The following is a 24,265-nucleotide window of genomic DNA, read 5'->3' as shown; positions in this document are numbered from 1 at the left end:
CCACGACCATGAAAAGACAAGCCTTCCTCCGCACCACCCTCGCGACCCTGCTGCTGGCCGCGGGCACCCTGCCCGCGCTCGCCGCCGACTGGCCGAGCAAGCCCATCACCCTCGTCGTGCCCTTCGTGGCCGGCGGCACCACCGACATCGTCGCGCGCACCGTGGGCCAGAAGCTGTCGGAATCGCTCAAGCAGCCGGTGATCGTCGACAACCGCGGCGGCGCGGGTGGCACCGTGGGCGCGACCCTCGCGGCCAAGGCGCCGGCCGACGGCTACACGCTGTTCCTCGCCACCATCGCGCACTCGATCGCGCCGGGCCTCTACAAGAAGCTGGCCTACGACTTCCAGCGCGACTTCGACCCGGTGGCGCTGGTGGCCTCCACGCCCAACGTGCTGATCGTCAACGACAAGGTGCCCGCGAAGACCGTGGCCGAACTCGTGGCCTACATCAAGGCCAATCCCGGCAAGGTCAACTTCGGCTCGGCCGGCAACGGCAGCACCGAGCACATCTCGGGCGAGCTGTTCCGCGCGATGACGAAGACCGAGATCGTGCACGTGCCCTACAAGGGCGGCGCGCCGATGATGGCCGACCTGATGGGCGGCCAGATCCAGATGGCGATCGAGACCAGCCCCTCGGCCTCGCCGCACGTCAAGGCCGGCAAGGTGCATGCGCTGGCCGTGACCACGAAGGCGCGTTCGCCCGCCTACCCCGGCGTGCCCACGCTCGACGAGGCCGGCCTCAAGGGCTACGACATGACGACCTGGTTCGCGCTCATGGCACCGCACGGCACGCCGCCCGAGATCGTGCAGCGGCTCAACACCGAGCTCGCGCGTGCGCTGCAGCAACCCGACGTGGTCAAACGCTTCGAGGAACAGGGCGTGACGGCCGGCCGCATGAAGCCCGCCGAGCTCGCGGCCTTCATCGGCAGCGAGACCACCAAGTGGGTCAAGGTCGCGAAGGAGTCGGGCGCGACGGCCGAATAGCCCTGGGAGCCCGCGCGGGCGGGTCGGACATCGCCCTACGGGCAGGGCGGAAACCCGCTTGCGGCCGCGGCGGGCGATGTCTGCAGAATGGGCGCCCATGCACGTCGGAAAAAAAGCCCCGCTCCTCTTTCTTGCCCTCGGTCTCCTCGCCAGCCTCCTCGCCTTCGCCCAAGCCCCCGTCCCGGCCGTCACCGATCCGAGCATCGAGGCGCTGATCGCGCGCATGACGGTCGAGGAGAAGGTCGGCCAGTTGAGCCTCTACGGCCCGGCCGATACCAACATTCCCGGCAACCCGCAGGCCAACCGGCGCAATGCGCAGCTCGAGGCCGACGAGGTGCGCGCGGGCCGCGTGACCGGGCTCTTCAACAACGAGGGCCTGACGCGCAAGCGCGAGCTGCAACGCATCGCGGTCCAGGAATCGCGCCTGGGCATTCCGCTGATCTTCGGTGCCGACGTGATCCACGGCTTTCGCACCATCTTCCCGATGCCGCTGGCCGAGGCCGCGAGCTGGGAACCCGCGCTGGCCGAGCGCACCGCGCGCGCGGCGGCGGTCGAGGCCAGCGCCGACGGCTTCCGCTGGACCTTCGCGCCCATGGTCGACATCGCGCGCGATGCGCGCTGGGGCCGCGGCATCGAGGGCGTGGGCGAGGACCCGCTGCTCGCGAGCCGCTTCGCCGCCGCGCGCGTGCGCGGCTTCCAGGGCGACGACCTGTCGCGCGCCGATGCCATGCTCGCCACGCCCAAGCATTTCGCGGGCTACGGCGCGGCCGAGGGCGGGCTCGACTACAACACCGTCGACATCTCCGAGCGCACGCTGCGCGAGGTCTACCTGCCGCCGTTCCGCGCCGCGCTCGACGCGGGCGCGCTGTCGCTGATGAGCGGCTTCCACGAGATCTCGGGCATTCCCTCGACCGCCAACCCGGCGCTGCTGACCGGCGTGCTGCGCGGCGAGTGGGGCTTCCGGGGCTTCGTGGTGTCGGACTACACGGCCGACGAGGAACTGATCGCGCACGGCTACGCAGCCAATGGCCGCGAGGCCGCGAAGCAGGCCTTCCTCGCGGGCACCGACATGAGCATGCAGAGCGGCCTCTACATGCGCGAGCTGCCGGGCCTGGTGGCCGCGGGCGAGGTGCCGATGGCGCGGCTCGACGATGCGGTGCGCCGCGTGCTGTACGCCAAGCTCAGGCTCGGCCTGTTCGACCAGCCGATGCGCGGCCTCGACGGCCCGCCGGCCGCGCAGCGCGCCGAGGACCCGGCCTTCATCGCGCTGGCGCGCGAGAGCGCGCGCCGCTCCATCGTGATGCTGAAGAACGAGGGCGCGCTGCTGCCGCTCGCGAAGACCGGCACCCGGGTCGCGCTGATCGGCCCCTTCGCCTCGGGCACGCAGGACCTGCTGGGCGCCTGGAGCCTGTTCCCGGGCCAGAGCGCGCCGGTGGGCATCGACCAGGGCCTGCGCGCCGCGCTCGGCGACGCGGCCTCGCTCACGGTCACGCGCGGCTCGAACGTCGAGTCGCTGCTGCCCGGCGGCATCGAGGCCGCGGTGGCCGCGGCGCGCCAGGCCGACGTGGTGGTGCTGGCCATCGGCGAGGGCGAGCGCATGTCGGGCGAATCGCGCTCGCGCGCCGACATCGGCCTGCCGCTGGTGCAGCAGGCGCTGGCCGAGGCCGTCGCGGCCACCGGCAAGCCGATCGTCGTGCTCTTGAGCAACGGCCGCGCGATGGCGCTGCCGCCCGTGGTGCGCGATGCGCGCGCGATCCTCGTGACCTGGTTCCTCGGCGTGCAGACCGGCCACGCGATCGCCGACGTGCTGTTCGGCGACTTCAATCCCTCGGGCCGGCTGCCGGTGAGCTTTCCGCAGGCGGCGGGACAGGTGCCCTACTACTACGCCCACAAGCGCACCGGCCGGCCGCTGCCGCCCGACGCGCCCGGCACCGCCTTCAAGACGCGCTACATCGAGGCCCCCAACGAGGCGCTCTATCCCTTCGGCTTCGGCCTGGGCTTCGCGCCGGTGCGCTACGACGGCGTCGCGCTCGACAGCGAGCAGTTGCCGATGACGGACGGTACGCTGCGCGTGCGCGCCACCGTCACCAACACCGGCCAGCGCGAGGCCGAGGAAGTGGTGCAGCTCTACATCGCGCAGCGCACCGCGAGCGTGACGCGGCCGGTGCGCGAGCTCAAGGACTTCCGCAAGCTGCGCATCGCGCCCGGCGCCTCGGTGCAGGTCGAGTTCGCGCTGCGCGCGGCCGACCTCGCCTTCATCGGCCGCGACCTGCGGCCCACGGTGGAGCCCGGCGACTTCGACCTGTGGGTGTCGCCCTCGGCCGTGGGCGGACTGCACGCGCGCTTCGCGCTGGTTCGCTGAAGTGCGCTGAAGCTCAGCCGCGCGGCGGCAGGAACGACAGGTCCACGTGGTAGCGCTTCGGATTCGCGGGATCGACGTAGACCGCGATCCGGCGCCCGCTCAGGTGCCGCGTGGGATCGAACCAGATGTTGGCGCTGCGGAACTGCCGCAGCTCGCGGCCGAAGCCGGCGCGCGCCTCGACGATGGCGCGGTAGGGATGCCGGCCGTTGACCTGGAACGAGGTGTTGAGCTCGACCTCGCGCAGCTCGGCATCGATGCGCTGGCCGTGCTGCAGCAGCCAGGCCGCGCGCTTCGCGTTGCGTTCGCCGACGAACAGGATGCCGCCGCCCACGCCCGTGAACATCAGGCCCAGCAGCGTGAGCAGCCACTTGGCCTCGTCGGGCACCACGATCGCGATGACCAGCAGGCCCAGGCCGACGGCGATGAAGATCCACTTGAGCAGCGTCAGCGACGGGTTGTGCATGAGGGATGCGGCGGGTTGAACAGGGCCGCTGCGTTATAGCAGAGCCCCTGCGCCCGCCGGCACCGTCCTCAGTCGAACACGCCCGTGAGCGCCACGCGCGTCACCACGCCCGAGCTGCTCGCGCCCACGCCGAGCGTGACGCTGTAGCGGCCGTCCTGCGAGGTGTGGCGCAGCGAGCCGCCGATCGCGCTCTCGCTGCGGTAGTTGCCCAGGCCCACGGCATAGCTGATCTTGCCGGGCACCATCGGCGCGGCCTCCATCGCGGCCACGCTGGCGATGCCGGCGTAGGCACGGCGGGCCGTGTCGTCGATCTGGCTCTGCAGGCGGGCGGCCGTGAGGTCGGTGTAGGCCTTGCCGACCGGCAGGCCCTGCGCTGCCACGGTGTCGGTGTAGGCATTGGCCTGACTCACGCCCTCCTTCACCATGCCCTGCACCTGGCCGACGTTGGTGGCGTCGGTGGGCGCGCTGCCCGGGGCCACGCCGGTGATCTGGCGGTTGCCCAGCGCCACCTCGCCCATCGACGACTGCACGCCGGCCATGCCGATCGCGGTGTAGTTGCTGAGCGCGCCGCGCGTGGTCGCGCTGCCGGCGCCGAGCGCCACGCTGTTCGCATGGTTCACCACGGCGCCGTTGCCGATCGCCACGCCCGAGTCCTCGAAGGCCTGCGCATTGGTGCCGATGGCCAGCGAGTTGTCGGCACTGGCGCGCGCGCCGGCGCCGATCGAGGCGGTCTGGTTGGCGCTCACGTAGGCGCCCGAGCCCGAGCCGATCGCGATGTTGTCGTTGCCGCGCACGTGCTGGCCCGCGCTGTTGCCCTGCGCGAGGTTCGAGTTGCCGCTGACCGCCTGGCCCGCCATCGTGCCCGAGGCCACGTTGTTGCTGCCCTGCACGCCACCGCCCGCGGCCTGGCCGGTGGCGATGTTGTTGTTGCCCGAGACGCCCGCACCGGCCTGCATGCCCGAGGCCTGGTTGCCCACGCCCGTGACGCCCGCGCCCGAGCCCTGGCCCATCGACAGGTTGTTGCTGCCGTTGACGTTGTTGCCCGCGCCCGTGCCGTAGGCCTGGTTGCCGTTGCCCTTGACGTTGCTGCCGGCACCGGTGCCGTAAGCCTCGTTGTCGTTGCCGGTCACGTTCTGGCCGGCGTTCTGGCCCGTGGCGTCGTTGCGGCTGCCGGTCACGTTCGAGCCGGCCGCGTAGCCGGTCGAGTTGTTGTAGTCGCCGGTCACGTTCTGGCCCGAGCTGCGGCCCATGGTCTGGTTCCAGCCGCCGTTGACGTTGGTGCCCGCGTAGTAGCCGATCGCCTGGTTGGCGTTCTTGCCCGACACGTTGCTGCCCGCGCCCTCGCCGATCGCCAGGTTCCAGTTGGTGCCGACGTTGTTGCCCGCACCCTCGCCGAGCGACACGTTGTTGCTGCCCGTCACGTTGCTGCCGGCATTGGTGCCGATGCCCGTGTTGTCGCTGCCCGTGACCTTGTTGCCGGCGCCGTTGCCCATGGCGTTGTTGTTGCTGCCGGTCACGGTCATGCCGGCGTTGGTGCCGGTGGCGTTGTTGTCGCTGCCGGTCACGCCGCTGCCGGCATGGAAGCCGGTGGCGTTGTTGTGGTCGCCGGTGACGTTGTCGCCCGCGCTGCGGCCGATCGACTGGTTCCAGCCGCCCTTGACGTTCTGGCCCGACTCGAAGCCAATGCCGACGTTGGCATTGCCGCCCGACACGTTGGTGCCCGCGTTGTTGCCGATCGCGAGGTTCCAGTTGGTGCTGACGTTGTTGCCGGCACCCAGGCCGATCGAGATGTCGCTGGTGCCGGTGACGTTGTTGCCGGCGCCCTGCCCGATGGCCTGGTTGGTCGGGCCGGTCACGTTGTTGCCGGCGTTCTGGCCGATGGCCTGGTTGCCGCTGCCGTTGACCGTGTTGCCCGCGCCCTCGCCGATCGCCTGGTTGTTGCTGCCGGTGACGCCGGCGCCGGCGTTCTGGCCCACGGCCAGGTTGTCGTCGCCCGTCACCTTGGTGCCGGCCTTGGTGCCGACGGCCGTGTTGTTGCTGCCGCCGACCGTGGTGCCGGCATCGGTGCCGACGCCGAGGTTGGCCTTGGCCGGATCCCAGACCACCGGCACCGTCTGGGCCAGGGCCGGGCCGCAGATCGCGGCCAGGGCCAGCGACGCGCTGAGCAGGCTCGCGCCGCGCGGCATGCGCTTGTTCTTCTTCATGGTGTTTCTCCTCGTTGGGGTGGAAGCGCGCTCAGGCCTGCAGGTGCATCGCCATCGCGGGGTCGCTCACGGTCGGCTTGCCGGTCTCGACACGGCCCGCGAAGCGGCGCACGGCGTTGCCGGCGGTCACGGTGAAGTCGTACCAGTGGCCGCTGTCCTTGAGCTCCCAGTGCAGCGTGCCCATGTCGCCCTTCGGCGCCTTGAGGGTCCAGGGGCCGTCGGTGCGGTAGGCGTTCGACTGCACGGTCACCTCGCCGTCGATGCTGCCGTTGTTGTGCACCTTCACGTAGACGTCGCCGGCGGCCGGGTCGTAGCAGACCTGGACCTCGGGCCTGAAGGCGGCCGCGTTGAAGGCCATCGCGTCGCCGCTGAAGCTGCGCACGAAGCCGTTGGTGCTGTAGACCCAGAGGTCGTACTTGCCGCCGTCGGTGGCACCGGTGTCCCAGTAGTCCTGCAGCTGCTTGCCGGCTTCCACCGTGTAGCGGCGCGGGATGCGGTCCAGGTGCAGCTTGTCGTAGACGTGGAACACCGCGCCCTGGTCGCCGGTGTTGCTGAAGATCAGCGAGACCAGGCCGCGCGCCTCGACGCGCGCGCTGGTGTGCAGCTCGTAGGGCAGCGCGCGCGAGAAGCGCGTGCCGGTCTCCTGGAACAGCGGCGTGGCGGGCACGGGCGCCTTGGTGATGACGCCGGTGTTGCCCAGCGCCTTCTGCGCCGTGTTGATGGCGGGATAGCCGCTGGTGTCGGGCAGCTTGGGCACCACCGGGTCGTTCGGGCTGACGAAGTCGAAGCAGCTCGTGAGGTCGCCGCAGACCGCGCGGTGCCAGGGGCTGATGGCGTCGATCGTGATGTCGAAGCGCTTCTCGAGGAAGCGGCCCATCGAGGTGTGGTCGAACACCTGCGAGTTGACCCAGCCGCCCTTGCTCCACGGCGACACCACGTACATCGGCACGCGCGAGCTCAGGCCCCAGGGGCGGATCTTGCCGCTGACGGTGTCGGCGGCATTGAGGTAGCTGCCCACCGAGGCGTCGAAGTACTCGCCGTCCAGCGGCACGGTGGACTTGCCCATCAGGTTGCCGTTGGCGTCGTACGAGGGCACCGCGGGCATCGCCAGGTGGTCGAAGAAGCCGTCGTTCTCGTCGAAGGTCACGAACAGCGCCGTCTTGCTCCAGACCGCGGGGTTCGAGGTCAGCGCGCTCAGCACGTCGGAGATGAAGTCGGCCGCGCCGGCCACGCCTTCGCTGCTGCCCGGGTGTTCGGCCAGTGCCTGCGTGGGCAGCACCCACGAGACCTGCGGCAGGGTGTCGTTCATCACGTCCTGCTTGAGCTGGGCCAGGAAGTTGGTGGCGCCGTCGGCCGCGGCGGGACCGCCGGTCAGGCCGTGCTGATAGACCGGCGAGCCGGGCTGCGCGGTGCGGAAGCTCTGGAACGCCAGGCAGCCGTTCATGGCGCCGGTCCAGTTGTTGTTCATGTTCTGGTAGATGTGCCAGCTGATGCCGTTCTTCTGCAGCACGTCGGGCAGCGTGTCCCACTTGAACGCATTGTTGACGTACTTGTAGTTGTAGGCACCCGTGGTCGCGTTCTTCTGGCCCGTGCCGTCGGCTTCCTGCGGGTTGCCCGCGATCCAGTTCGACGGGCTCGGCCAGCAGCGCGAGTTGACCGGTTCCGAATCGGTGTCGGTGCTGTTGATGCCTTTCTTGCGCAGCTCGGGATTGAAGTTGGAACCCGACCAGAACACGATGCGGTTGGGATCGGTGCCGGTGAGGATCGAGCAGTGGTAGCCGTCGCAGATCGTGAAGGCATCGGCCAGCGCGAACTGGAACGGGATGTCCTCGCGCAGGTAGTAGCCCATCGTCACCTGGTTCTTGAACTGGATCCAGCGGTCCATCTTCCCCTGCGCCCAGGCGCCCTGCATGTCGGGGAAGCTGTGCGGCGCGCCCGAGCCGATCAGCGCGTTGGCGATCGTGGAGTCGCGGCGGAAGGGCTGGATCTCGGGCGCGCCCGCGGTGGTGTTGGGCTGGAAGAACACCGACTTGCCGTTGGCCAGCGGCAGCGGGAAGCGGTCGCCGAAGCCGCGCACGCCCTTCAGCGTGCCGAAGTAGTGGTCGAAGCTGCGGTTCTCCTGCATCAGGATCACGATGTGCTTGATGTCCTTGATGGAGCCGGTGTCGACCGCGGCCTCGACCGCCAGGGCCTTGCGGATCACGGGCGGGAGCATGGTGAGGGCCGAGGCCGCGCCGATGGCGCCGGCCGACTTGCGGAAGAAATCGCGACGGGAGGTGGTGTTCATGGGGGGTTCTTTCAACGCAGGGGCGAAGGGAGTTCTGGAGGAAGGCGCGGACTCAGGGCGCGCACTTGAGCGCGGGCTGGGGCGGCGGGTTGTTGCCGTTGCCGTTGTTGCCGTCGCCGGCCGGCGGGGTCTGTCCCGGCGGCAGGATCGGCAGGCCACCGCCCCCACCACCGCCACCGCAGGCGGCGAGGCTCAGGCACAGGAGAAGGCCTGCCGCAGCGAGGCCGTACCGGGAAGATGCTGTTTTCATGAGGGTTCCTTTCGAATCGAGGGACGTGGGAGACAAAGGCGCGGCCGAAGCCGCTCCGCGCGGCGGACAAGCCGCGCGAGAGTTCGGACAGAAAGCGGGAATGGGGGGCGGGCGCCGCGAACGCGGTACCCGCGGGGGACTCAGGGCTCAGCCATAGCGGCTGCGCAGCCGGGCGGCGATGCGGTCGAGCACCAGCACCGTCAGGAAGATCGCGATCAGTATCGTGCCGACATGCGCATAGTTGTACATGTCGTAGCGGCCCTTGAGCTCCTGGCCGATGCCACCCGCGCCGACCAGGCCGACCACGGTGGCCATGCGCACGTTGCGGTCGAGCACGTAGAGCGTGTAGGCGATGAACTGCGGCATCACCTGCGGCAGCACCGCGAAGCGCATCACCTTGAGCTTGTTGGCGCCGATGGCGCGCAGCGCCTCCTGCGGCTTGTCGTCGGCGGTCTCGATGTCCTCGGCGTAGAACTTGCCGAGGAAGCCGGCCGAGTGCAGCGCGAGGGCCAGCACGCCGGCGATCGGGCCGAAGCCGTAGGCCAGCACCAGGAACAGCGCGCTCACCAGCTCGGGCACCGCGCGGAACAGGCCGACCACGCTGCGCGCGAGGCCGTAGGCCAGGCGGTTGGGCGCGTAGTTCCTCGCGCTGCACCAGGCCAGCGGCGCGCTCAGCACGATCGCGATCAGCGTGGCCCAGACCGCGATCTCGAAGGTCTCGAGCATCTTCACCGCCACGTGCCACAGGTAGCCCAGCGGCTCGATCAGCACCTCGCGACGCTCGACGCGGTCCTCCATCTGCAGGGTCTCGGGGTTCAGCTTGGGCTCGTGCGTCTCGAGGGTCTCGACGCGCGAGAACCAGGGCAGCCGGTTGCGGTCGAAGCCCTCGATGCGCGCGACCTCGGTCTGCTCGGAGATCTGCGGCGGGAACAGCGAGCGCGCGATCGAGCCCAGGCCCGAGAGCACCTGCGAGTTGTCGCGCAGGCCCACCGCGGCGAGCACGCCCTCGCCGGTCAGCGAGAGCATGCGGCCCATCTCCACGCGCTGGCCCGCGAAGAAGCCCACCACGAGCACCAGCAGCAGCACGACCAGCGTGCGGGTGCCGAAGGGCCGCGGCAGGTCCCAGGCCGAGGCCGGGCGCGACGCGCGCGCGTCGGAAGAGGAGGAAGAGATCGTGTTCATTGCGCGAGCTCCAGGGCGCCAGCGTGCAGCGGCAACGCCGCCTCGGGCTCGCCGGCCATCGAGGGCCGGGCCGCGGGCACGGACTCGGGCGCGGTGTCGCCGCGGCCGTAGATCGCATCGAAGACCTGCGGCTGGAACGTCCGCGGCGCGCCGTCGAACACGACCACGCCGCGACGCAAGGCCACGATGCGGTCGGCGAACTCGCAGGCCAGTTCGATCTGGTGCAGGCTGCACAGCACCGTGGTGCCGCGCTCGCGCGCCTGCCGGCGCAGCAGCGACAGCACGTCGTGGCTGGTCTGCGGATCGAGGCTGGCCACCGGCTCGTCGGCCAGCACCAGCGGCGGATCGAGCATAAAGGCGCGCGCGATGCCCACGCGCTGCTGCTGGCCGCCCGAGAGCTCGCTCACGCGGCGCAGCAGGTGCTCCTCGCCCAGGCCCACCGACTCGACCAGTTCGCAGGCCTTGCGCCGCTGCGCGTCGGTGAACAGGCCGAGCAGCGCGCGCCAGGTGCCCAGGGCCGGCAAGGCGCCGGCGAGCACGTTCTCGGCCACGCTCGAGCGCAGCACCAGGTTGAACTGCTGGTGGATCATGCCGATGCGCGGACGCACGCGTGCCAGCGAGCCCGGCGCGATGCGCACGCCCTCGACCCGCACCGTGCCCTGCGTGGGCACGACCAGGCCGTTGGCGGTGCGCAGCAGGGTCGACTTGCCCGCGCCCGAGGCGCCCAGCACCACGCAGAACTGGCCCGCGGGCACCTCGAGCGAAACGCCGCCGAGCGCGCGCGTGCCGTCGGGGTGGCGCATGGCGACCGATTCGAACTGCAGCATGGGCGTGCTTCCGGCGGCGGGCTCTGCGGCGTGCGTGCGATCGCCGGCGATCAACGCTCGGCCGCCTTGGCGAGGATGCGGCCCTTGAGGTCGTCGGTCAGCAGGCCCAGCTTCTCGGCGGCGACGTTGAACTCCTCCTCGGAGAACTTGGTGTCGTAGCCGTCGATCTTGCCGCCGCCGTAGCCGCGGATCATGTCGGGCGTGACGCCGGGGGCCTTGTTCACGGTCTGGAAGGCGTCCTTGAGCTTGGTCTTCAGCGCCTCGGGCAGCTTGGAGTTCAGCGCCAGCGGCGGATAGGGAATGGCCATGCTCTTGGCGATCACCTTGATGGTCTTCGGATCGGCCGCGCCCTGCTTGACCGCCTTCTCGTACGAGTCGAACGAGAGCGAGGCCACGTCGACCTGGTCCTGCACCAGCGCGGCCAGGCTGCTGGCGTGGCTGCCGGTCATGCGGATCGCCGACAGGTCCTTGGCCGGGTCCATGCCCGCGTCGAGCAGCATCGCGATCTGGAAGGTGAAGCTCGAGGCCGAGTTCACGTCGCCGAAGGCCACGCGCTTGCCCTTCAGGTCCTTGATCGAGGCGATCGGCGCATTGGCCTTGGCGAACATGCCGGCGTAGTAGACCGAGGCGCCCTTCTCCACGCCCACGGCCAAGAGCTGCGCGCAGCCGCGCTTGTGGGCCTGCACGTACGACACCGGGCCGAAGAAGGCGATGTCGGCGAGCTGGTTGCACATGCCCTCGACCACGGCGCCGTACGACTGGCCGACCTTGAGGTCGAAGTTCAGGCCGGTGCTGCGCGTGATGGCGTTGAACACCGGCGCGTAGTCGGCCTTGGTGCCCGACTCGGTGCCGCCGTCGGCGGGAATCAGCAGCACGCGCAGCGGATGTTCGCGCGAGCCGTCGGCCACGGACTGGGCATGGGACGGGAGGGCCAGCAGCGCGCTGAACGAGACGGCGGCGGCGGCGATGGCCAGGAGTTTCTTCATGATCGGTTCCTTCGGTTCGGGGGCGTTTCTCGGGCGAGTGCCTCGCTCGGTTGCGTTGAACTTTAGAAGTCGAAGATGACAAGCAAATGAAATAAGCTCATTTGAAAATTAGCAAACGACTGAGCAATGTTCAATACAATCCCGCCGCACGGCCAGCACCCCCGCTCCCCCGATGGCCCGAACCGGAGATCCATGAAGAACATCGCAACCCAGACCCGGGCGCCGGGAGGCCCCGCGGCAGCGGACCTGACACCGCTCGCGCAGGCGCGTCACCTGCTGCTCGACCTCGACGGCACGCTGGTGCGCCAGAACGAGGCCATCGACGGCGCGGCCGAACTCCTCGAGCGTTTCGAGGGCCGCTTCGCGATCGTGTCGAACAACTCGACCCACACCGCCCAGGGCCTCGCGCTGCGGCTGCGCCGGCTCGGCCTGCGCGCGCCGCCCGAGCGCATCGTGCTGGCCGGCGAGCTCGCCGTGAGCCTGCTCGCGCGCCAGCACCCCACGGCGCGGCTGATGGTGGTGGGCACGCCCGCCTTGCAGCGCCATGCGCGCGCGCTCGGCTTCCGGCTGGTCGCGTCCGAGGCCGAGTTCGTGCTGCTCGCGCTCGACATGCGCTTCAGCCATGCGCGGCTGGGCGCGGTGGCCAACGAGCTGCTGCGCGGCGCGCGGCTGGTGGTCACGAATGCCGACGCCACCCATCCGGGCCCGCACGGCCGCGTGGTGCCCGAGACCGGCTCGCTGCTCGCGGCCGTGCTCACGGCCAGCGGCGTGCAGCCCTGGCGCATCGTCGGCAAGCCCGAGCCGCTGCTGTTCGAGGAAGGCCTGCGCTGCCTGGGCGCCGAGCCCGCGAGCACGGTGGTGATCGGCGACAACCCGGCCACCGATGCCGCGGGCGCCGCGCGGCTGGGCATGGCCTGCCTGCTGGTGGGCGCCGCGCCCGAGGCGGTGGCGCCCTCGGTCGCCGGCCTGCTGCTGCCGCGCGCCACGGCCGAGGTGACCGCCCTGCCCGCGCGGCCGCCCGAGCGCAGCCGCCTCAGTACCGCTTGAGCGACAGCACGTCGAAGGTCTGGCGCAGCGTGCGCACCGAGGTGTCGTAGTCCGACAGCGCCAGGCAGGCGATCAGCACGTCGATGATCGCGAGCTGCGCGAGGCGGCTGGTCATGGCCTCGGTGCGGAAGTTGGTCTCGCGCGCCATGGTGAACAGCAGCACGTCCGAGAAGGCCTGGATCGGCGACTTGCCGAAGTTGGTGATGCACACGGTCGAGGCGCCGGCCTCCTTGGCCAGCCGCGTCGCGGTCACGGTCTCGTGCGTGCTGCCCGAGTGCGAGATGGTCAGCACCGCCACCCGCGAGTCGGTGAGCGAGGCGCTGATCGCCTGCACGTGCGAATCGACCACCACCTTCGCGTTGAGGCCGATGCGCAGCATGCGGTAGTGCGCGTCCTCGGCGATGGTGGCGGAGCTGCCGATGCCGTAGATCTCGATGCGCTCGGCGTCGCGCAGCAGCTTCACCGCGCGTTCCATCGAGCCGGCATCGAGCGTGGCCTGCGTGTCGTGCAGGGTCTGCACGTTGCTCTGGAAGATCTTGCGGATCACCGCCTCGGCCGCGTCCTGCGGATCGAGGTCCTCGTGGATGAACTGCACCGGCCGCACGATCTCCTGCGCCAGCGCGATCTTGATCTGCTGGAAGCCGGTGGCGCCGAGGTTCTTGCACAGGCCGACGATGCTGCCCTCGCTCGAGCCGGTGCGCTCGGCCACCTCGCTGACCGACATGTGGACCACCTCGCGCGGGTTCTTCACGATGAAGTCGGCGATGCGCTGGCCCACCGGGCCGAGCGAGGACCAGAGGGTCTCGATGCGCGCGAGCACCGCGAACACCGGGGCGCCGCCGGAGGCATCGGTGGCCGGGGCCTTGCCGTTCGCGGCGGGGGGAACGCTGGTGGACTTGGCGGTGGTGTTGCGCTTCATGGGCGGCGAGCTTACCCGCGCTCGATGGCGGTTTCGCGCCAGCCTCAGTCGAGGCCGTGGAAGCTGCTGTCGTCGGGGCCGATGTGCGAGGGCGGCGTCCAGGCCGCGTCGCGCATCGAGCGGCTCACGAGCCGGTCCACGCCCAGCAGCGTGGCGAAGATGGCCATGCGCACCGGGATGCCGTTGTCGGTCTGGCGGAAGATCGCCAGCCGCGGATCGTTGTCGAGATCCGTGCTCAGGTCGTGCGAGCCCGGGCGGCCGTCGCGCGGCAGCGGATGCATCAGCACCACGTCCTTCCTGCACGCCGCATCGACCAGCGCGCGGTCGATCGCGAAGGCCTGGTCGAAGCCCTCCAGCACCTCGTCGTGCGCGAAGCGCTCCTTCTGGATGCGCGTCGCGTAGACCACGTCGGCGCCGGCCAGCGCCTGCGCCGGCGCGGTGGCCGTCTCCACCACGTGGCCGTTGCGGCTCACCAGCTCCACGATCTCCGCCGGCATCGCGAGCTGCGGTGGCGCGACCAGCGTGAACTTCAGGCCGCGGTACAGCGCGAGCAGCTTGATCAGCGAATGCACGGTGCGGCCGTACTTGAGGTCGCCGACCATCGCGACATGCGCGCCGTCGACCAGCTTGCCCAGGCGCGAGAACTCGCGCTGGATGGTGTAGAGGTCGAGCAGCGCCTGGCTCGGATGCTCGCCCGGCCCGTCGCCGCCGTTGATGACCGGCACGTTGGTGGCGCGCGCGAACTCGGCGACCGAGCCCTGTTCGGGATGGCGCACCACGATCGCGTCGGCATAGCCGCTGATCACGCGGCTGGTGTCGCGGATCGATTCGCCCTTGGCCATCGAGGAGAAGGTGAATCCCGTCGTGTCGCAGACCGAGCCGCCGAGCCGGCAGAAGGCCGCGCCGAAGCTCACGCGCGTGCGCGTGCTGGCCTCGAAGAACAGGTTGGCCAGCACCGCGCCCTCGAGCACGCGGCTGACCTTGCGGCGGCGCGCGATCGGCTGCATCACGTCGGCGAGCCGGAACAGCTCGTCGATGGCCTCGCGGTCGAACTGGGCCACCGACAGCAGGTGCTGCGCGCCGTCGACATGGAGCGACCGGCGCAGCGCGCCATCCTGTGCGCTCTGCGTATATTCACCGGGACGCCCGCTCGAGGCCAGGATCTCGCTCACGAAGCGCCGCGCCACCTCGGGCATGGCCCGGAATTCGTTCGACTCGTCGGGCAACAGCCAGGCGTCGAGCGCCCTTCTGCGGCTGCCGATGCGCTCGGCGAAGGCATCGCGCGTCATGTTGAGCTGACGCATCGCGTCGCGGAGTAGCACTTGCTGCGGCATGTTCATGGGCCGCGAGTTTATACGCAATGCGTATATTTCTAAAATCCCGCCCGGATCCTAGCGCCGGGCCGCCTTCACGGGCTTCTTCGCGCCCGGGCGCAGCGCGCGCTGCCGCGTGCCCGCGCCGCGCGCGGGCCCCGCCGGCGCCACGTCGTGCTGGCTCGCGCGCAGCTTGAAGTCGCAGGTCTGCACGGCCAGCTCGACGATGCGCGCCAGCGCCGGGCTCGCGTTGTCGCACCGGTGCACGGCGCTGTAGACCAGCGGCGGCGGCATCGGGTCGCTGCGCACGATGCGCAGCAGGCCGCTGCGGATGTCGGGCCGCACGTAGTCGAGCGCCTGCTGGCTGATGCCGAAGCCGCTGATCGTCAGCTCGCGCAGCACCGTCGTGCTGTTGGTCAGCATGACCTTGCCGAAGCGGAAGCCGTGCTCGGCGCGCCAGGCCTCGTAGAAGCGGTTCTTCGAGGCGCCCGCGGGCTGCTCGATCACCGGGTAGTCGGCGAACTCGTGCGGCTTCAGCGCGCGCTGCGGAATGCGCAGCCGCGGGCTCGCGATCCAGGCCTGGTCGACCTGCCCCACCTTGACCGATTCGAAGGCCTGGCCCCAGAAGGTGCCCGGCATGATCGTCAGGTCGAGCTTGTTGGCCTCGAGCCGCTCGAACAGCGTGAGGCCGGCATCCACCACCGGCTCGATCGTCACCTGCGGATGCAGCTTCTGCAGCAGCTGGATCAGCCGCGTGAGCCAGGTCATCGCGATCAGCTCCGTCACGCCCACGCGGAAGCTGCCGCGCAGCGTCTTGTCGAGGCTGATGTCGTGCTCGATGCGCTGCCACAGCCGCAGCGCCTCTTCCGCCAGCGGCAGCAGCTCGCGGCCGGCCTGCGCCAACTCCAGGCCGTGCGAGGTACGGTGCAGCAAGGGACCGCCGAGCGACTCCTCGAGCTCGGCCAGGCGCTTGGAGATGGCCGACTGCGTGGTGTGCAGCTTCACCGCCGCGGCGCTGAAGCTCTGGAGCCTGGCGCTGAACAGGAAGGCCTCGAGCTGCTTGAAGGTGAAGTTCATGCGGCGGAATGTACGCCCGCCACCGGCCAGGAAAAAAAGGAATACCGCGCCACGCCGATTACTCGTTTGTCCCGCGGCGAAGGCACTTCGATACTGGCCGCATGCTTCACATCGCACCACGACTGAACCGGATCCAGCCTTCTCCGAGTTCCATGGCCGGCCAGAGGGCGCGCGAGCTGCGCGCGCAGGGCCGGGACATCCTCGCTCTCACCGCCGGCGAGCCCGACTTCGAGACACCCGAACACATCAAGCAGGCCGCCATCCGCGCGATGGCCGAGGGCCAGACGCGCTACACCGACGTCGGCGGCACGCCGGCGCTCAAGGAGGCCATCGCGGGCAAGTTCCTGCGCGAGAACCGGCTGCGCTACGCGCCGGGCGAGATCATCGTCGGCACCGGCGCCAAGCAGGTGATCTTCAATGCGCTGATGTGCACGGTGGCGGCCGGCGACGAGGTCATCGTGCCGGCGCCCTACTGGGTCTCGTACCCCGACATCGCGCGGCTGGCCGGCGGCGTGCCGGTGTTCGTCGACGGCCCGGCCGCGGCGGGCTTCAAGCTGCAGCCCGCCGACCTCGAGCGCGCCATCACCGGCCGCACGCGCTGGCTGATGCTCAACTCGCCGAACAACCCGAGCGGCGCCACCTACACGCGCGCCGAGCTGCTGGCGCTGGCCGAGGTGCTGCGGCGCCATCCGCAGGTCTGGGTGCTGACCGACGACATCTACGAGCACCTGGTCTACGGCGACGCACCCTTCGCCACCCTCGCCGAGGTGGCGCCCGACCTGCAGGAGCGCACGCTCACTGTGAACGGCGTCTCCAAGGCCTATGCGATGACGGGCTGGCGCATCGGCTACGGCGCCGGGCCCGCGGCGTTGATCAAGGCGATGGTCAAGCTGCAGTCGCAGAGCACCTCGGGCCCGAACTCGATCGCGCAGGCGGCCGCCATCGCGGCGCTCACGGGGCCGCAGGACAGCATCGCCACCAACCGCCAGGCCTACCGCGCGCGGCGCGACACGGTGGTCGAGGCGCTCAATGCCATCGACGGCATCCGTTGCGAAGTGCCCGACGGCGCCTTCTACGTCTTCGCCTCGTGCAGCGCGCTGTTCGGGCTGCGCACGCCCCAGGGCACGACGATCGCCGACAGCGACGACTGGGTGATGCACCTGCTCGACGCGCAGGACCTCGCGTCACTGCAGGGCAGCGCCTATGGCGTGCCGACGCACTTCCGCCTCTCGTTCGCCGCCGGCACCGGGCAGCTGCTCGAAGGCTGCCGGCGCATCGCGCGCGCCCGCGCCGAACTCTCGGGCCAACCGCTTCACCAGGAACCGCAATGAAACTCCGCTCCCTTCTCACGCTGCTGCCGGTCGTGGCCGCGGGCACGGCCTGGCTCGGCGCCGCCACCGCGAGCGCGGCCGACACCTTTCCATCGAAGCCCGTGAAGATCCTCGTGGGCTTCTCGCCCGGCGGCTCGAACGACGTGGTGGCGCGGCTGATCGCGCCCAGGCTCGCCGAGGGGCTGGGCCAGCAGGTGCTGATCGACAACCGTCCCGGCGCCGGCGGCAACATCGCGGCCTCGGCCATGCTCGCCGCGCCGGCCGATGGCCACACGCTGCTGATGTGCACCACGGGCACGCTGTCGATCCAGCCGCATGTGCTGAAAAGCATGCCCTTCGATCCCGAGAAGGACATCGTGCCGGTCACGCAGGTCGTCAATGCGCCCTACATGCTGCTGGTCAACGCGAGCCTGCCGGTGAAGAACGTGAAGGAGCTGGTCGCCTACGCGAAGCAGAAGCCCGGCGAGATCAACTTCGCGTCCTCGGGCACGGCCACCGGCGGCCACCTCGCGGGCGAGATGCTCAAGAGCCGCGCGGGCATCGACATCGTGCACGTGGCCTACAAGGGCACGGGCCAGGCCATGACCGACCTGATCGCGGGCCAGGTCTCGATGATCTTCGACCAGCCCGTGAGCTCGATGCAGTACGCACGCGCCGGCAAGCTGCGTGCGCTCGCCGTGGCCAGTCCGCGCCGGCTCGCGGCCTTTCCCGAGATTCCGACCGTGGCCGAGGCCGGCGTCACCGAGGTCGAGCCCGTGACCTGGGCCGGCATCTGCGCGGCGAAGAACACGCCGCCGGCCGTGGTCGAGCGCCTGCAGCGCGAGATCGCGAAGGTGCTCGCGCAGCCCGAGATCGCCAAGCGCCTCACGGCCGACGGCCTCGAGCCCGTGGGCAGCACGCCCGAGCAGTTCCGCGCCTTCCTCGCGGCCGACAAGCGCAAATGGGGCCGCGTGGTGAAGGACGCCGACGTCAAGGCCGAATGAGAGAACACCAGACCATGAACCCGCATCCCGACATCGTTCGCGACTTCGCGCGCGTATCCCCCGAGCTGCTGCGCCGCGCCGCGGCCTTCCAGCCGGCCATCCTCGCCGACGTCGCGGGCCGCCGCGGCGCGCTGCACGGCCGCATCGAGGCCCTGCGCCACCGCATGAAGCTGGTGGGCAGCGCGCTCACGGTGGAGGTGCGGCCCGGCGACAACCTGATGATCCATGCCGCGATCGCGCTCGCGCAGCCGGGCGACGTGCTGGTGATCGACGGCAAGGGCGACCGCAGCGCGGCGCTGATGGGCACGATCATGATGAATGCCTGCCGCCAGGTCGGCATCGCCGGCGTGGTGATCGACGGCGCGGTGCGCGACAGCGTGGAGATCGACGAGATGGACTTCCCGGTGTTCTCGGTCGGCACCAATCCCAACGGCCCGACCAAGCTGGCCTCGGGGCGCATCGGGCACTCGGTGTCGGTCGGTGGCGTGGCCGTGCGTGCCGGCGATCTGGTGATCGGCGATGCCGACGGCGTGGTGGTGGTCGAGCGGGAGAAAGTCGACACCCTGCTTCGCGCGGCGCAGAAGAAGGTCGAGGACGAAGCCGCGCGCATCGCAGCCATCAGGCAAGGCCACACGGCGGCCAGCTGGCTCGACGCGGCACTGCGCAAGGCGGGCGTGCTCGAGGAAGGCGAGACGCTGGTGTGAGCGGCGCGCTGTCGCACCACGCACGAAGGCACCACGCACGAAGAAAGGGCCCGCAGGCCCTTTCCTCATTCGCTTCCTTCACGCGGCCGATGCTGTCGCACCGGCTTGGCATCGTGGCTGATCAGAGGCCAGCTTGACGCGTGAACGACACGCTGGGCTTCTTGTAGGCTTGCGGCACTTCGTCGCGGTAGAAGGCGCGGCGGTCGAGGCTTTGCAGCGGATCGTGGGCCTTGGCAACGGCTTCGGCACGGATGGTCGCGCGGTCGGCGGTCGAGCTGAAGGGTTGCGCACCGGCGGTGGCACCTTCGCTGTAGGCATCGCCGGCACGGGCGGCTGCCACGGCTTGCGATGCGACTTCGGAACGCGAGACCGTGGAGTGCACGGTGTGGACGCCGTCATAGGTTTCGGCTTGTGCGCCGGTGGCGGCAAGCAGGGCAACGGCAACGGCGGCGAGGATCTTCGAGGCGGTCATTTGGTATCTCCTTCAGGTTGAACGGTGGTTTGTCCGTGAGGAGAAGTTTGATCCTGTTCGACCCTTTTGAATCACCGCAAAAAGAATCACGGCGTTCGCCGTTTCGAAACAATCCAGAAAGTTTTGGGCAAGTTTCACGCATGCGAGTGAGACACTGAATCGACCCTTTTCAGAGGGAGATTGGTCGAAAGCACTACTTTCCCGCATTCTTTGCATGCGCATGACGCATGCATAAAATCTTGCCGAATCCTCAATGCGAGATCATCCACGGCCGCCGCGACGGTGCCGATTTGGCACCGTTCGAGGCGGTCACCGTGGCACCGCGGCGCGCACTCGTCGAGCAGCATCCGCAGCCCGATGGATGGCGCAATCGCGCGTAGTCGCGCGAGCTCGCGGGCTCGTGCCGCGCGCGTTCGTTGGTGGCCATCGAGAGGCGCGTGTCGGCCGCCATGAGCGCGAGGCGCGGCGCGGCCGCGAGCACGCGCGGCGAGGCGCCGCCGCAGTCGGGGCAGGCAGCGGGCTCGTCGCGCAGCGCCGAGGGGCGCAGCGCCTCGAAGCCGCCGCAGCGCCCGCAGTCGTAGTCGTAGGTGGGCATGCGGCTTCCTTCTTCAATGCCTCAGCGCAGGTCGGGCGACAGCGGCATGTCGATGCTGCCGTCGATCATCTTCACCGGCCCCGTGGCGTTGGGATTGATGTCGAAGTCGAAGATGCCCGTGGGCAGCCACAGGGTGGCGCAGGAGTTGGGCACGTCGACCACGCCGCTGATGTGGCCCTGCACCGGCGCCGTGCCGAGGATCGAGTAGGCCTGCGCGCCCGAGTAGCCGAACTTCTTCAAATACTCGATGGCGTTGAGGCAGGCCTGGCGGTAGGCCACGTTGACGTCGAGGTAGTGCTGCTTGCCGCTCTCGTCGACCGAGATGCCCTCGAAGATCAGGTAGTCGTTGTACTGCGGCGTGATGGGGCTGGGCTTGAAGATCGGGTTCTTGATGCCGTACTTGGCCATGCCGCCCTTGATGAGCGAGACCTTCATGTGCACCCAGCCGGCCATCTCGATGGCGCCGCAGAAGGTGATCTCGCCGTCGCCCTGGCTGAAGTGCAGGTCGCCCACGCTGAGGCCCGCGCCGTCGACGTAGACGGGGAAGAACACCTTCGAGCCGCGCGAGAGATCCTTGATGTCGCAGTTGCCGCCATGCTCGCGCGGCGGCACGGTGCGCGCGCCCTCGGCCGCGGCCTTGGCACGCGCCTCGCCGGTCATCTTGCCCATGTGGGCGGTGCCCGCGAACGGCGGGTTGGCCAGGCCCGGCACGCGATCGGGGTCGGTGGCGATCAGCGCCTTCTCGCGCTCGTTCCACATGTCGAGCATGGGCTTGTCGGGCAGGCAGCCGATCAGGCCCGGATGGATCAGGCCCGCGAAGTTCACGCCGGGGATGTGGCGCGAACTGGTGAACATACCCTTGAAGTCCCAGATCGATTTCTGCGCCTCGGGAAAATGATCGGTGAGAAAACCGCCACCGTTCTTCTTCGAGAAAAATCCGTTGAAGCCCCAGAGGCTGTCCTGCTTGGCGCCGATGTCGAGAAGATCGACCACCAGCAGGTCGCCGGGCTCGGCGCCCTTCACGCCCACGGGGCCCGAGAGGTAGTGCACGGTGCTCAGGTCGATGTCGCGCACGTCGTCGGCGCTGTCGTTGTTCTTGATGAAGCCGCCGGTCCAGTCGAAGGTCTCGAGGATGAAGTCGTCGCCGGGATTGACCCAGCAGGCCATCGGAATGTCCGGGTGCCAGCGGTTGTGGATCATCTCGTTCTCGGTGGGCGACTTGGTCAGATCGACCTTGATCAGCGTGTCCGTCATTGCAGTGGCTCCTGGTTGGGGTTGTGGTTAAACAGAGAGATAGGCCTTGATGCGCTCGACATCGGTCTTGTCGCGCGCGGTCTCGTGCACGAGGCGCCCGCCTTCGATCACGAACAGGCGGTCGGCCACGTCCATCGCGAAGCTCAGCACCTGCTCCGACACGACGATGGTCAGGCCGCGCAGCTTGCGGATCTCGTTGAGCGCCTTGGCGATGTCCTTGATGATCGAAGGCTGGATACCCTCGGTGGGCTCGTCGAGCAGCAGCACCTTGGGATCGGTGACGAGGGCGCGCGCGATGGCCAGCTGTTGCTGCTGCCCGCCCGAGAGGTTGCCGCCCTTGCGCCGGCGCATGTCCCACAGCACGGGGAAGAGCGCGTAGATCTCCTCGGGGATGCGGCGGGTCTTCGAGTTCTCGAGGCCGGTCTCGATGTTCTCCTCGACGGTCAGGGTCGGGAAGATCATGCGGCCCTGGGGCACGTAGGCGATGCCCTTGGCGACGCGCTTGAAACTTTCATCGCGCGAGACGTCCTGTCCCGCCACCTCGATGCGGCCGCTCTTCAAGGGGAGCACGCCCATGAGGCTCTTGAACAGCGTGGTCTTGCCCATGCCGTTTCTTCCCATGATGGCGACGGTTTCGTTGGCCATGCCTTCGAACGAGATGCCATGCAGGGCTTCGCTCTGGCCGTAGGCTACGTGGAGGTTTTCTACCTTGAGGTTGATGTTGCTCATTGTTGGGCCTTTGTTCCTGCGTGTTCTTTTTGGGGGGCGCTGCTGTTCGAAGCACGACGGTTCGGGGCGCGTGCAGAGGACAGCGGGTACTTCCCTCCGCGAATGTCCCCCGCCTTCGGCTCCTCCTTTATTTCGCTGCGGGAAGCACCCACTGCCCTGTGCACGGAGGCGCAGTCGTTGTGCCGGCCGATTAACTGCTGCGCGTCTGGCGCGCGCCGGCGGGGTACTCCCCGCAGCGAAATAAAGGAGGAGGCCGCAGGCCGGGGGACATTCGCGGAGGGGAGTACCCCGTCGGCGTGAGCCCGCCCCAACCGATGAGCACTCGACACAACGAGAAAACTCATCAATGCCCCAGATAAACATCGATGACCTTCGGATCCGCCTGCACCTTCTCCATTGGCCCTTCCGCCAGGATCTTTCCCTGATGCATCACGGTCACCTTGTGCGCGATCTGCTTCACGAACGCCATGTCGTGCTCGATCACGATCACCGCACGGTTCTGGCAGATGCGCTTGAGCAGCTCGGCCGTGAGCTCGCGTTCGCGCGCGCTCATGCCCGCGATGGGTTCGTCGAGCATCAGCAACTCGGGCTCCTGCATCAGCAGCATCCCGATCTCCAGCCACTGCTTCTGGCCGTGGCTCAGCAGGCCCGCCTCGGTGTCGAGCCGGTCGGCCAGGCCGATCTCCGTCGCCACGGCCTGCACGCGTGCCTTGACCTCGTCGTCGCACTGGAAGGCCAGCGCGCCGAACACCGAGCGGCCCTTGGGAAACGACACCTCGAGGTTCTGGAACACGCTGAGGTTCTCGTAGATCGAGGGGGTCTGGAACTTGCGTCCGATGCCCAGCCGCACGCGCTTGTGCTCGGCCATCTTCGTGAGCTCCGTGTTCTTGAACTTGATGCTGCCGCTGCTCGCGCGCGTCTTGCCGCAGATCAGGTCGAGCAGCGTCGTCTTGCCGGCGCCGTTCGGGCCGATGATCACGCGCAGCTCGTTGCGGTCGATGTAGAGCGTGAGGTCGTCGATGGCCTTGAAGCCGTCGAAGGACACGCTGAGGTCTTCCACGGCGAGTGCGAAGTCGGTGTTGCTCATGGTCGGTCTCCGGTTCAGGCGCGCTGGCTGCCCACGCCTTCGGGCAGCGTGGGTTCGGGCTCGGGTGTGGGCGCGACGGGAGCCGAAGCCACCGCTGGCGGCTTGACCGCGGCCTCGCGCAATGCCTGGCGGCGCGACTTCCACCACGGGCGGATCTTTTCTTCCCACAGGCCCGCCAGGCCCATCGGGAAGGCCATCGTCACGCCGATGAACAACCCCGCCATCAGGAACAGCCACAGGTCCGGGAAGCTCTCCGAGAACAGCGTCTTGCCCGCGTTCACCAGCAGCGCGCCGTAGACCGCGCCCACCAGGCTCATGCGGCCGCCCACCGCGCAGAAGATCACCATCTCGATCGAGGGCACGATGCCCACGAAGCTCGGCGACATGAAGCCCACCTGCAGCGCGAACATCGCGCCGCCGATGCCCGAGAGCCCGGCGGCCAGGCAGAAGGTGAAGACCTTGAAGTTCGACACGTCGTAGCCCGAGAAACGCACCCGGTCCTCCTTGTCGCGCATCGCCAGCAGCAAGGTGCCGAGCTTGCTGGTCTGGACCCAGCGGCACAGCACGATGGCCGCCACCAGCAGCGCCACGCAGACGTAGTAGAGGATGTACTTCGCGCTGTCGGTGCGCGTGTCCCAGCCCAGCATCGTCTTCAGGTCGGTCATGCCGTTCACGCCGCCGGTGTAGCCCTGCTGGCCGATGATCAGCACCGTGAGGATCAGCGCCACCGCCTGCGTGATGATCGCGAAGTAGACCCCGCCCACGCGGCGCTTGAACATCGCGAAGCTGATCAGCCAGGCCAGCGCCATCGGCACCGCCACCACCAGGATCAAGGTCAGCGGCAGGCTCTTGAACGGCAGCCAGAACGCCGGCAGCGCCGTGATCTGGTTCCAGTCCATGAAGTCGGGAATGCCGGGCGTCGACTGGATCTTGGTCGACACCGGATCGGAGGCTTCGAGCTTGAGGAACATCGCCATCGCGTAGCCGCCGAGCCCGAAGAACACGCCCTGCCCGAGGCTCAGCACCCCGCCGTAGCCCCACACCATCACCAGCCCCACGGCGACGAAGGCATAGGTGAGGTACTTGCCCACCAGGTTGAGTCGGAAGATGTCGAGCGACAGCGGCAGCACCACCGCGAGCAGCAGCACCAGCAGCAGCAGGCTGCCGAGCTGGTAGCGCTGGATCGAGGCCTTGAGGAAATTCATCGGGA

At 69.1% G+C, this 24,265-nt stretch carries 22 protein-coding genes; 6 read left to right on the top strand and 16 right to left on the bottom strand.

Annotation, left to right across the window (positions count from 1 at the left end; translation table 11 throughout):
* Positions 1-8 precede the first annotated feature (8 nt).
* The gene (locus tag AC07PU_RS12130; protein WP_495317734.1) at positions 9-983 is read left to right on the top strand and encodes a tripartite tricarboxylate transporter substrate binding protein; all 975 of its coding nucleotides are present in this window, start codon (positions 9-11) and stop codon (positions 981-983) included.
* A 97-nt stretch (positions 984-1,080) separates the two neighbouring features.
* Positions 1,081-3,345, top strand: coding sequence for a glycoside hydrolase family 3 N-terminal domain-containing protein (locus tag AC07PU_RS12125; RefSeq protein ID WP_495317732.1), 2,265 nt, complete (start codon positions 1,081-1,083; stop codon positions 3,343-3,345).
* Positions 3,346-3,358: 13 nt separating this feature from the next.
* On the opposite strand, the gene AC07PU_RS12120 is transcribed toward AC07PU_RS12125, so the two are convergent.
* The 7 genes from AC07PU_RS12120 to AC07PU_RS12090 all read right to left on the bottom strand — a co-directional run bounded on the left by AC07PU_RS12120 (position 3,359) and on the right by AC07PU_RS12090 (position 11,544).
* Entirely contained in the window at positions 3,359-3,808 is a 450-nt protein-coding gene (locus AC07PU_RS12120; RefSeq protein WP_495317730.1) for a DUF3592 domain-containing protein, read from the bottom strand.
* 68 nt (positions 3,809-3,876) lie between these two features.
* Complete coding sequence (locus AC07PU_RS12115; protein ID WP_495317728.1) at positions 3,877-6,012, bottom strand: YadA family autotransporter adhesin; 2,136 nt, start codon at positions 6,010-6,012, stop codon at positions 3,877-3,879.
* Positions 6,013-6,043: 31 nt separating this feature from the next.
* Entirely contained in the window at positions 6,044-8,299 is a 2,256-nt protein-coding gene (locus tag AC07PU_RS12110) for a phosphocholine-specific phospholipase C (protein WP_495317726.1), read from the bottom strand.
* A gap of 52 nt (positions 8,300-8,351) precedes the next feature.
* Positions 8,352-8,549 (bottom strand): hypothetical protein, encoded by a 198-nt coding sequence (locus AC07PU_RS12105; protein WP_143129180.1) that lies wholly within the window; start codon positions 8,547-8,549, stop codon positions 8,352-8,354.
* Positions 8,550-8,696: 147 nt separating this feature from the next.
* On the bottom strand, positions 8,697-9,731 hold the full coding sequence (phnE, locus tag AC07PU_RS12100) for a phosphonate ABC transporter, permease protein PhnE (RefSeq protein ID WP_495317723.1): 1,035 nt from the start codon (positions 9,729-9,731) through the stop codon (positions 8,697-8,699).
* Entirely contained in the window at positions 9,728-10,558 is an 831-nt protein-coding gene (locus tag AC07PU_RS12095; protein ID WP_208511574.1) for a phosphonate ABC transporter ATP-binding protein, read from the bottom strand. The genes phnE and AC07PU_RS12095 overlap by 4 nt, the downstream gene beginning before the upstream one ends.
* A gap of 50 nt (positions 10,559-10,608) precedes the next feature.
* A complete protein-coding gene (locus AC07PU_RS12090) occupies positions 10,609-11,544 on the bottom strand; it encodes a phosphate/phosphite/phosphonate ABC transporter substrate-binding protein (RefSeq protein ID WP_495317721.1) in 936 nt (311 codons plus the stop codon).
* A 192-nt stretch (positions 11,545-11,736) separates the two neighbouring features.
* On the opposite strand from AC07PU_RS12090, the gene AC07PU_RS12085 reads away from it, so the two are divergent.
* Entirely contained in the window at positions 11,737-12,591 is an 855-nt protein-coding gene (locus AC07PU_RS12085; RefSeq protein WP_495317719.1) for an HAD-IIA family hydrolase, read from the top strand.
* On the opposite strand, the gene AC07PU_RS12080 is transcribed toward AC07PU_RS12085, so the two are convergent.
* Genes AC07PU_RS12080 through AC07PU_RS12070 form a run of 3 tightly spaced genes read right to left on the bottom strand, consistent with a single transcriptional unit; the run spans position 12,578 to position 15,900 of the window.
* Positions 12,578-13,510, bottom strand: coding sequence for a MurR/RpiR family transcriptional regulator (locus tag AC07PU_RS12080; RefSeq protein ID WP_296793813.1), 933 nt, complete (start codon positions 13,508-13,510; stop codon positions 12,578-12,580). The two genes, AC07PU_RS12085 and AC07PU_RS12080, sit on opposite strands and share 14 nt — an antisense overlap.
* Positions 13,511-13,554: 44 nt before the next feature.
* Positions 13,555-14,850: an aspartate carbamoyltransferase gene (locus tag AC07PU_RS12075; protein WP_495317716.1), complete on the bottom strand. Its 1,296-nt coding sequence runs from the start codon at positions 14,848-14,850 to the stop codon at positions 13,555-13,557.
* Positions 14,851-14,901: 51 nt separating this feature from the next.
* Positions 14,902-15,900 (bottom strand): LysR family transcriptional regulator, encoded by a 999-nt coding sequence (locus tag AC07PU_RS12070; RefSeq protein WP_495317714.1) that lies wholly within the window; start codon positions 15,898-15,900, stop codon positions 14,902-14,904.
* Positions 15,901-16,001: 101 nt separating this feature from the next.
* On the opposite strand from AC07PU_RS12070, the gene AC07PU_RS12065 reads away from it, so the two are divergent.
* From AC07PU_RS12065 to AC07PU_RS12055, 3 genes are read left to right on the top strand one after another with little or no spacing between them, the layout of a single operon-like run.
* Complete coding sequence (locus AC07PU_RS12065) at positions 16,002-17,231, top strand: pyridoxal phosphate-dependent aminotransferase (protein WP_495317712.1); 1,230 nt, start codon at positions 16,002-16,004, stop codon at positions 17,229-17,231.
* Positions 17,228-18,214 (top strand): Bug family tripartite tricarboxylate transporter substrate binding protein, encoded by a 987-nt coding sequence (locus AC07PU_RS12060; RefSeq protein WP_495317710.1) that lies wholly within the window; start codon positions 17,228-17,230, stop codon positions 18,212-18,214. Before AC07PU_RS12065 ends, AC07PU_RS12060 begins: the two co-directional genes overlap by 4 nt.
* A gap of 14 nt (positions 18,215-18,228) precedes the next feature.
* A complete protein-coding gene (locus tag AC07PU_RS12055; RefSeq protein ID WP_495317708.1) occupies positions 18,229-18,918 on the top strand; it encodes an RraA family protein in 690 nt (229 codons plus the stop codon).
* A 121-nt stretch (positions 18,919-19,039) separates the two neighbouring features.
* Here the strand turns inward: AC07PU_RS12055 and AC07PU_RS12050 are convergent, their stop codons facing one another.
* From AC07PU_RS12050 to urtC, 6 genes are all read right to left on the bottom strand, one after another.
* Positions 19,040-19,390, bottom strand: a complete 351-nt coding sequence (locus tag AC07PU_RS12050; RefSeq protein WP_208511540.1) for an alpha/beta hydrolase — start codon at positions 19,388-19,390, stop codon at positions 19,040-19,042.
* A 250-nt stretch (positions 19,391-19,640) separates the two neighbouring features.
* Complete coding sequence (locus tag AC07PU_RS12045) at positions 19,641-19,985, bottom strand: zinc ribbon domain-containing protein (RefSeq protein WP_495317706.1); 345 nt, start codon at positions 19,983-19,985, stop codon at positions 19,641-19,643.
* Positions 19,986-20,006: 21 nt separating this feature from the next.
* The gene (gene fmdA, locus AC07PU_RS12040; RefSeq protein ID WP_057593110.1) at positions 20,007-21,239 is read right to left on the bottom strand and encodes a formamidase; all 1,233 of its coding nucleotides are present in this window, start codon (positions 21,237-21,239) and stop codon (positions 20,007-20,009) included.
* A 27-nt stretch (positions 21,240-21,266) separates the two neighbouring features.
* Complete coding sequence (gene urtE / locus AC07PU_RS12035; protein ID WP_431509253.1) at positions 21,267-21,968, bottom strand: urea ABC transporter ATP-binding subunit UrtE; 702 nt, start codon at positions 21,966-21,968, stop codon at positions 21,267-21,269.
* A gap of 343 nt (positions 21,969-22,311) precedes the next feature.
* The gene (gene urtD / locus AC07PU_RS12030) at positions 22,312-23,055 is read right to left on the bottom strand and encodes an urea ABC transporter ATP-binding protein UrtD (RefSeq protein ID WP_057593108.1); all 744 of its coding nucleotides are present in this window, start codon (positions 23,053-23,055) and stop codon (positions 22,312-22,314) included.
* Between the two features lie 14 nt (positions 23,056-23,069).
* A complete protein-coding gene (gene urtC, locus AC07PU_RS12025; protein WP_495317702.1) occupies positions 23,070-24,260 on the bottom strand; it encodes an urea ABC transporter permease subunit UrtC in 1,191 nt (396 codons plus the stop codon).
* Between the last annotated feature and the right edge of the window lie 5 nt (positions 24,261-24,265).

Source organism: Variovorax sp. GW821-FHT10D07 (genome assembly GCF_059415325.1).
The sequence above is the reverse complement of the archived record's forward strand: the minus strand, read 5'-3'. Positions and strand labels throughout refer to the sequence as shown.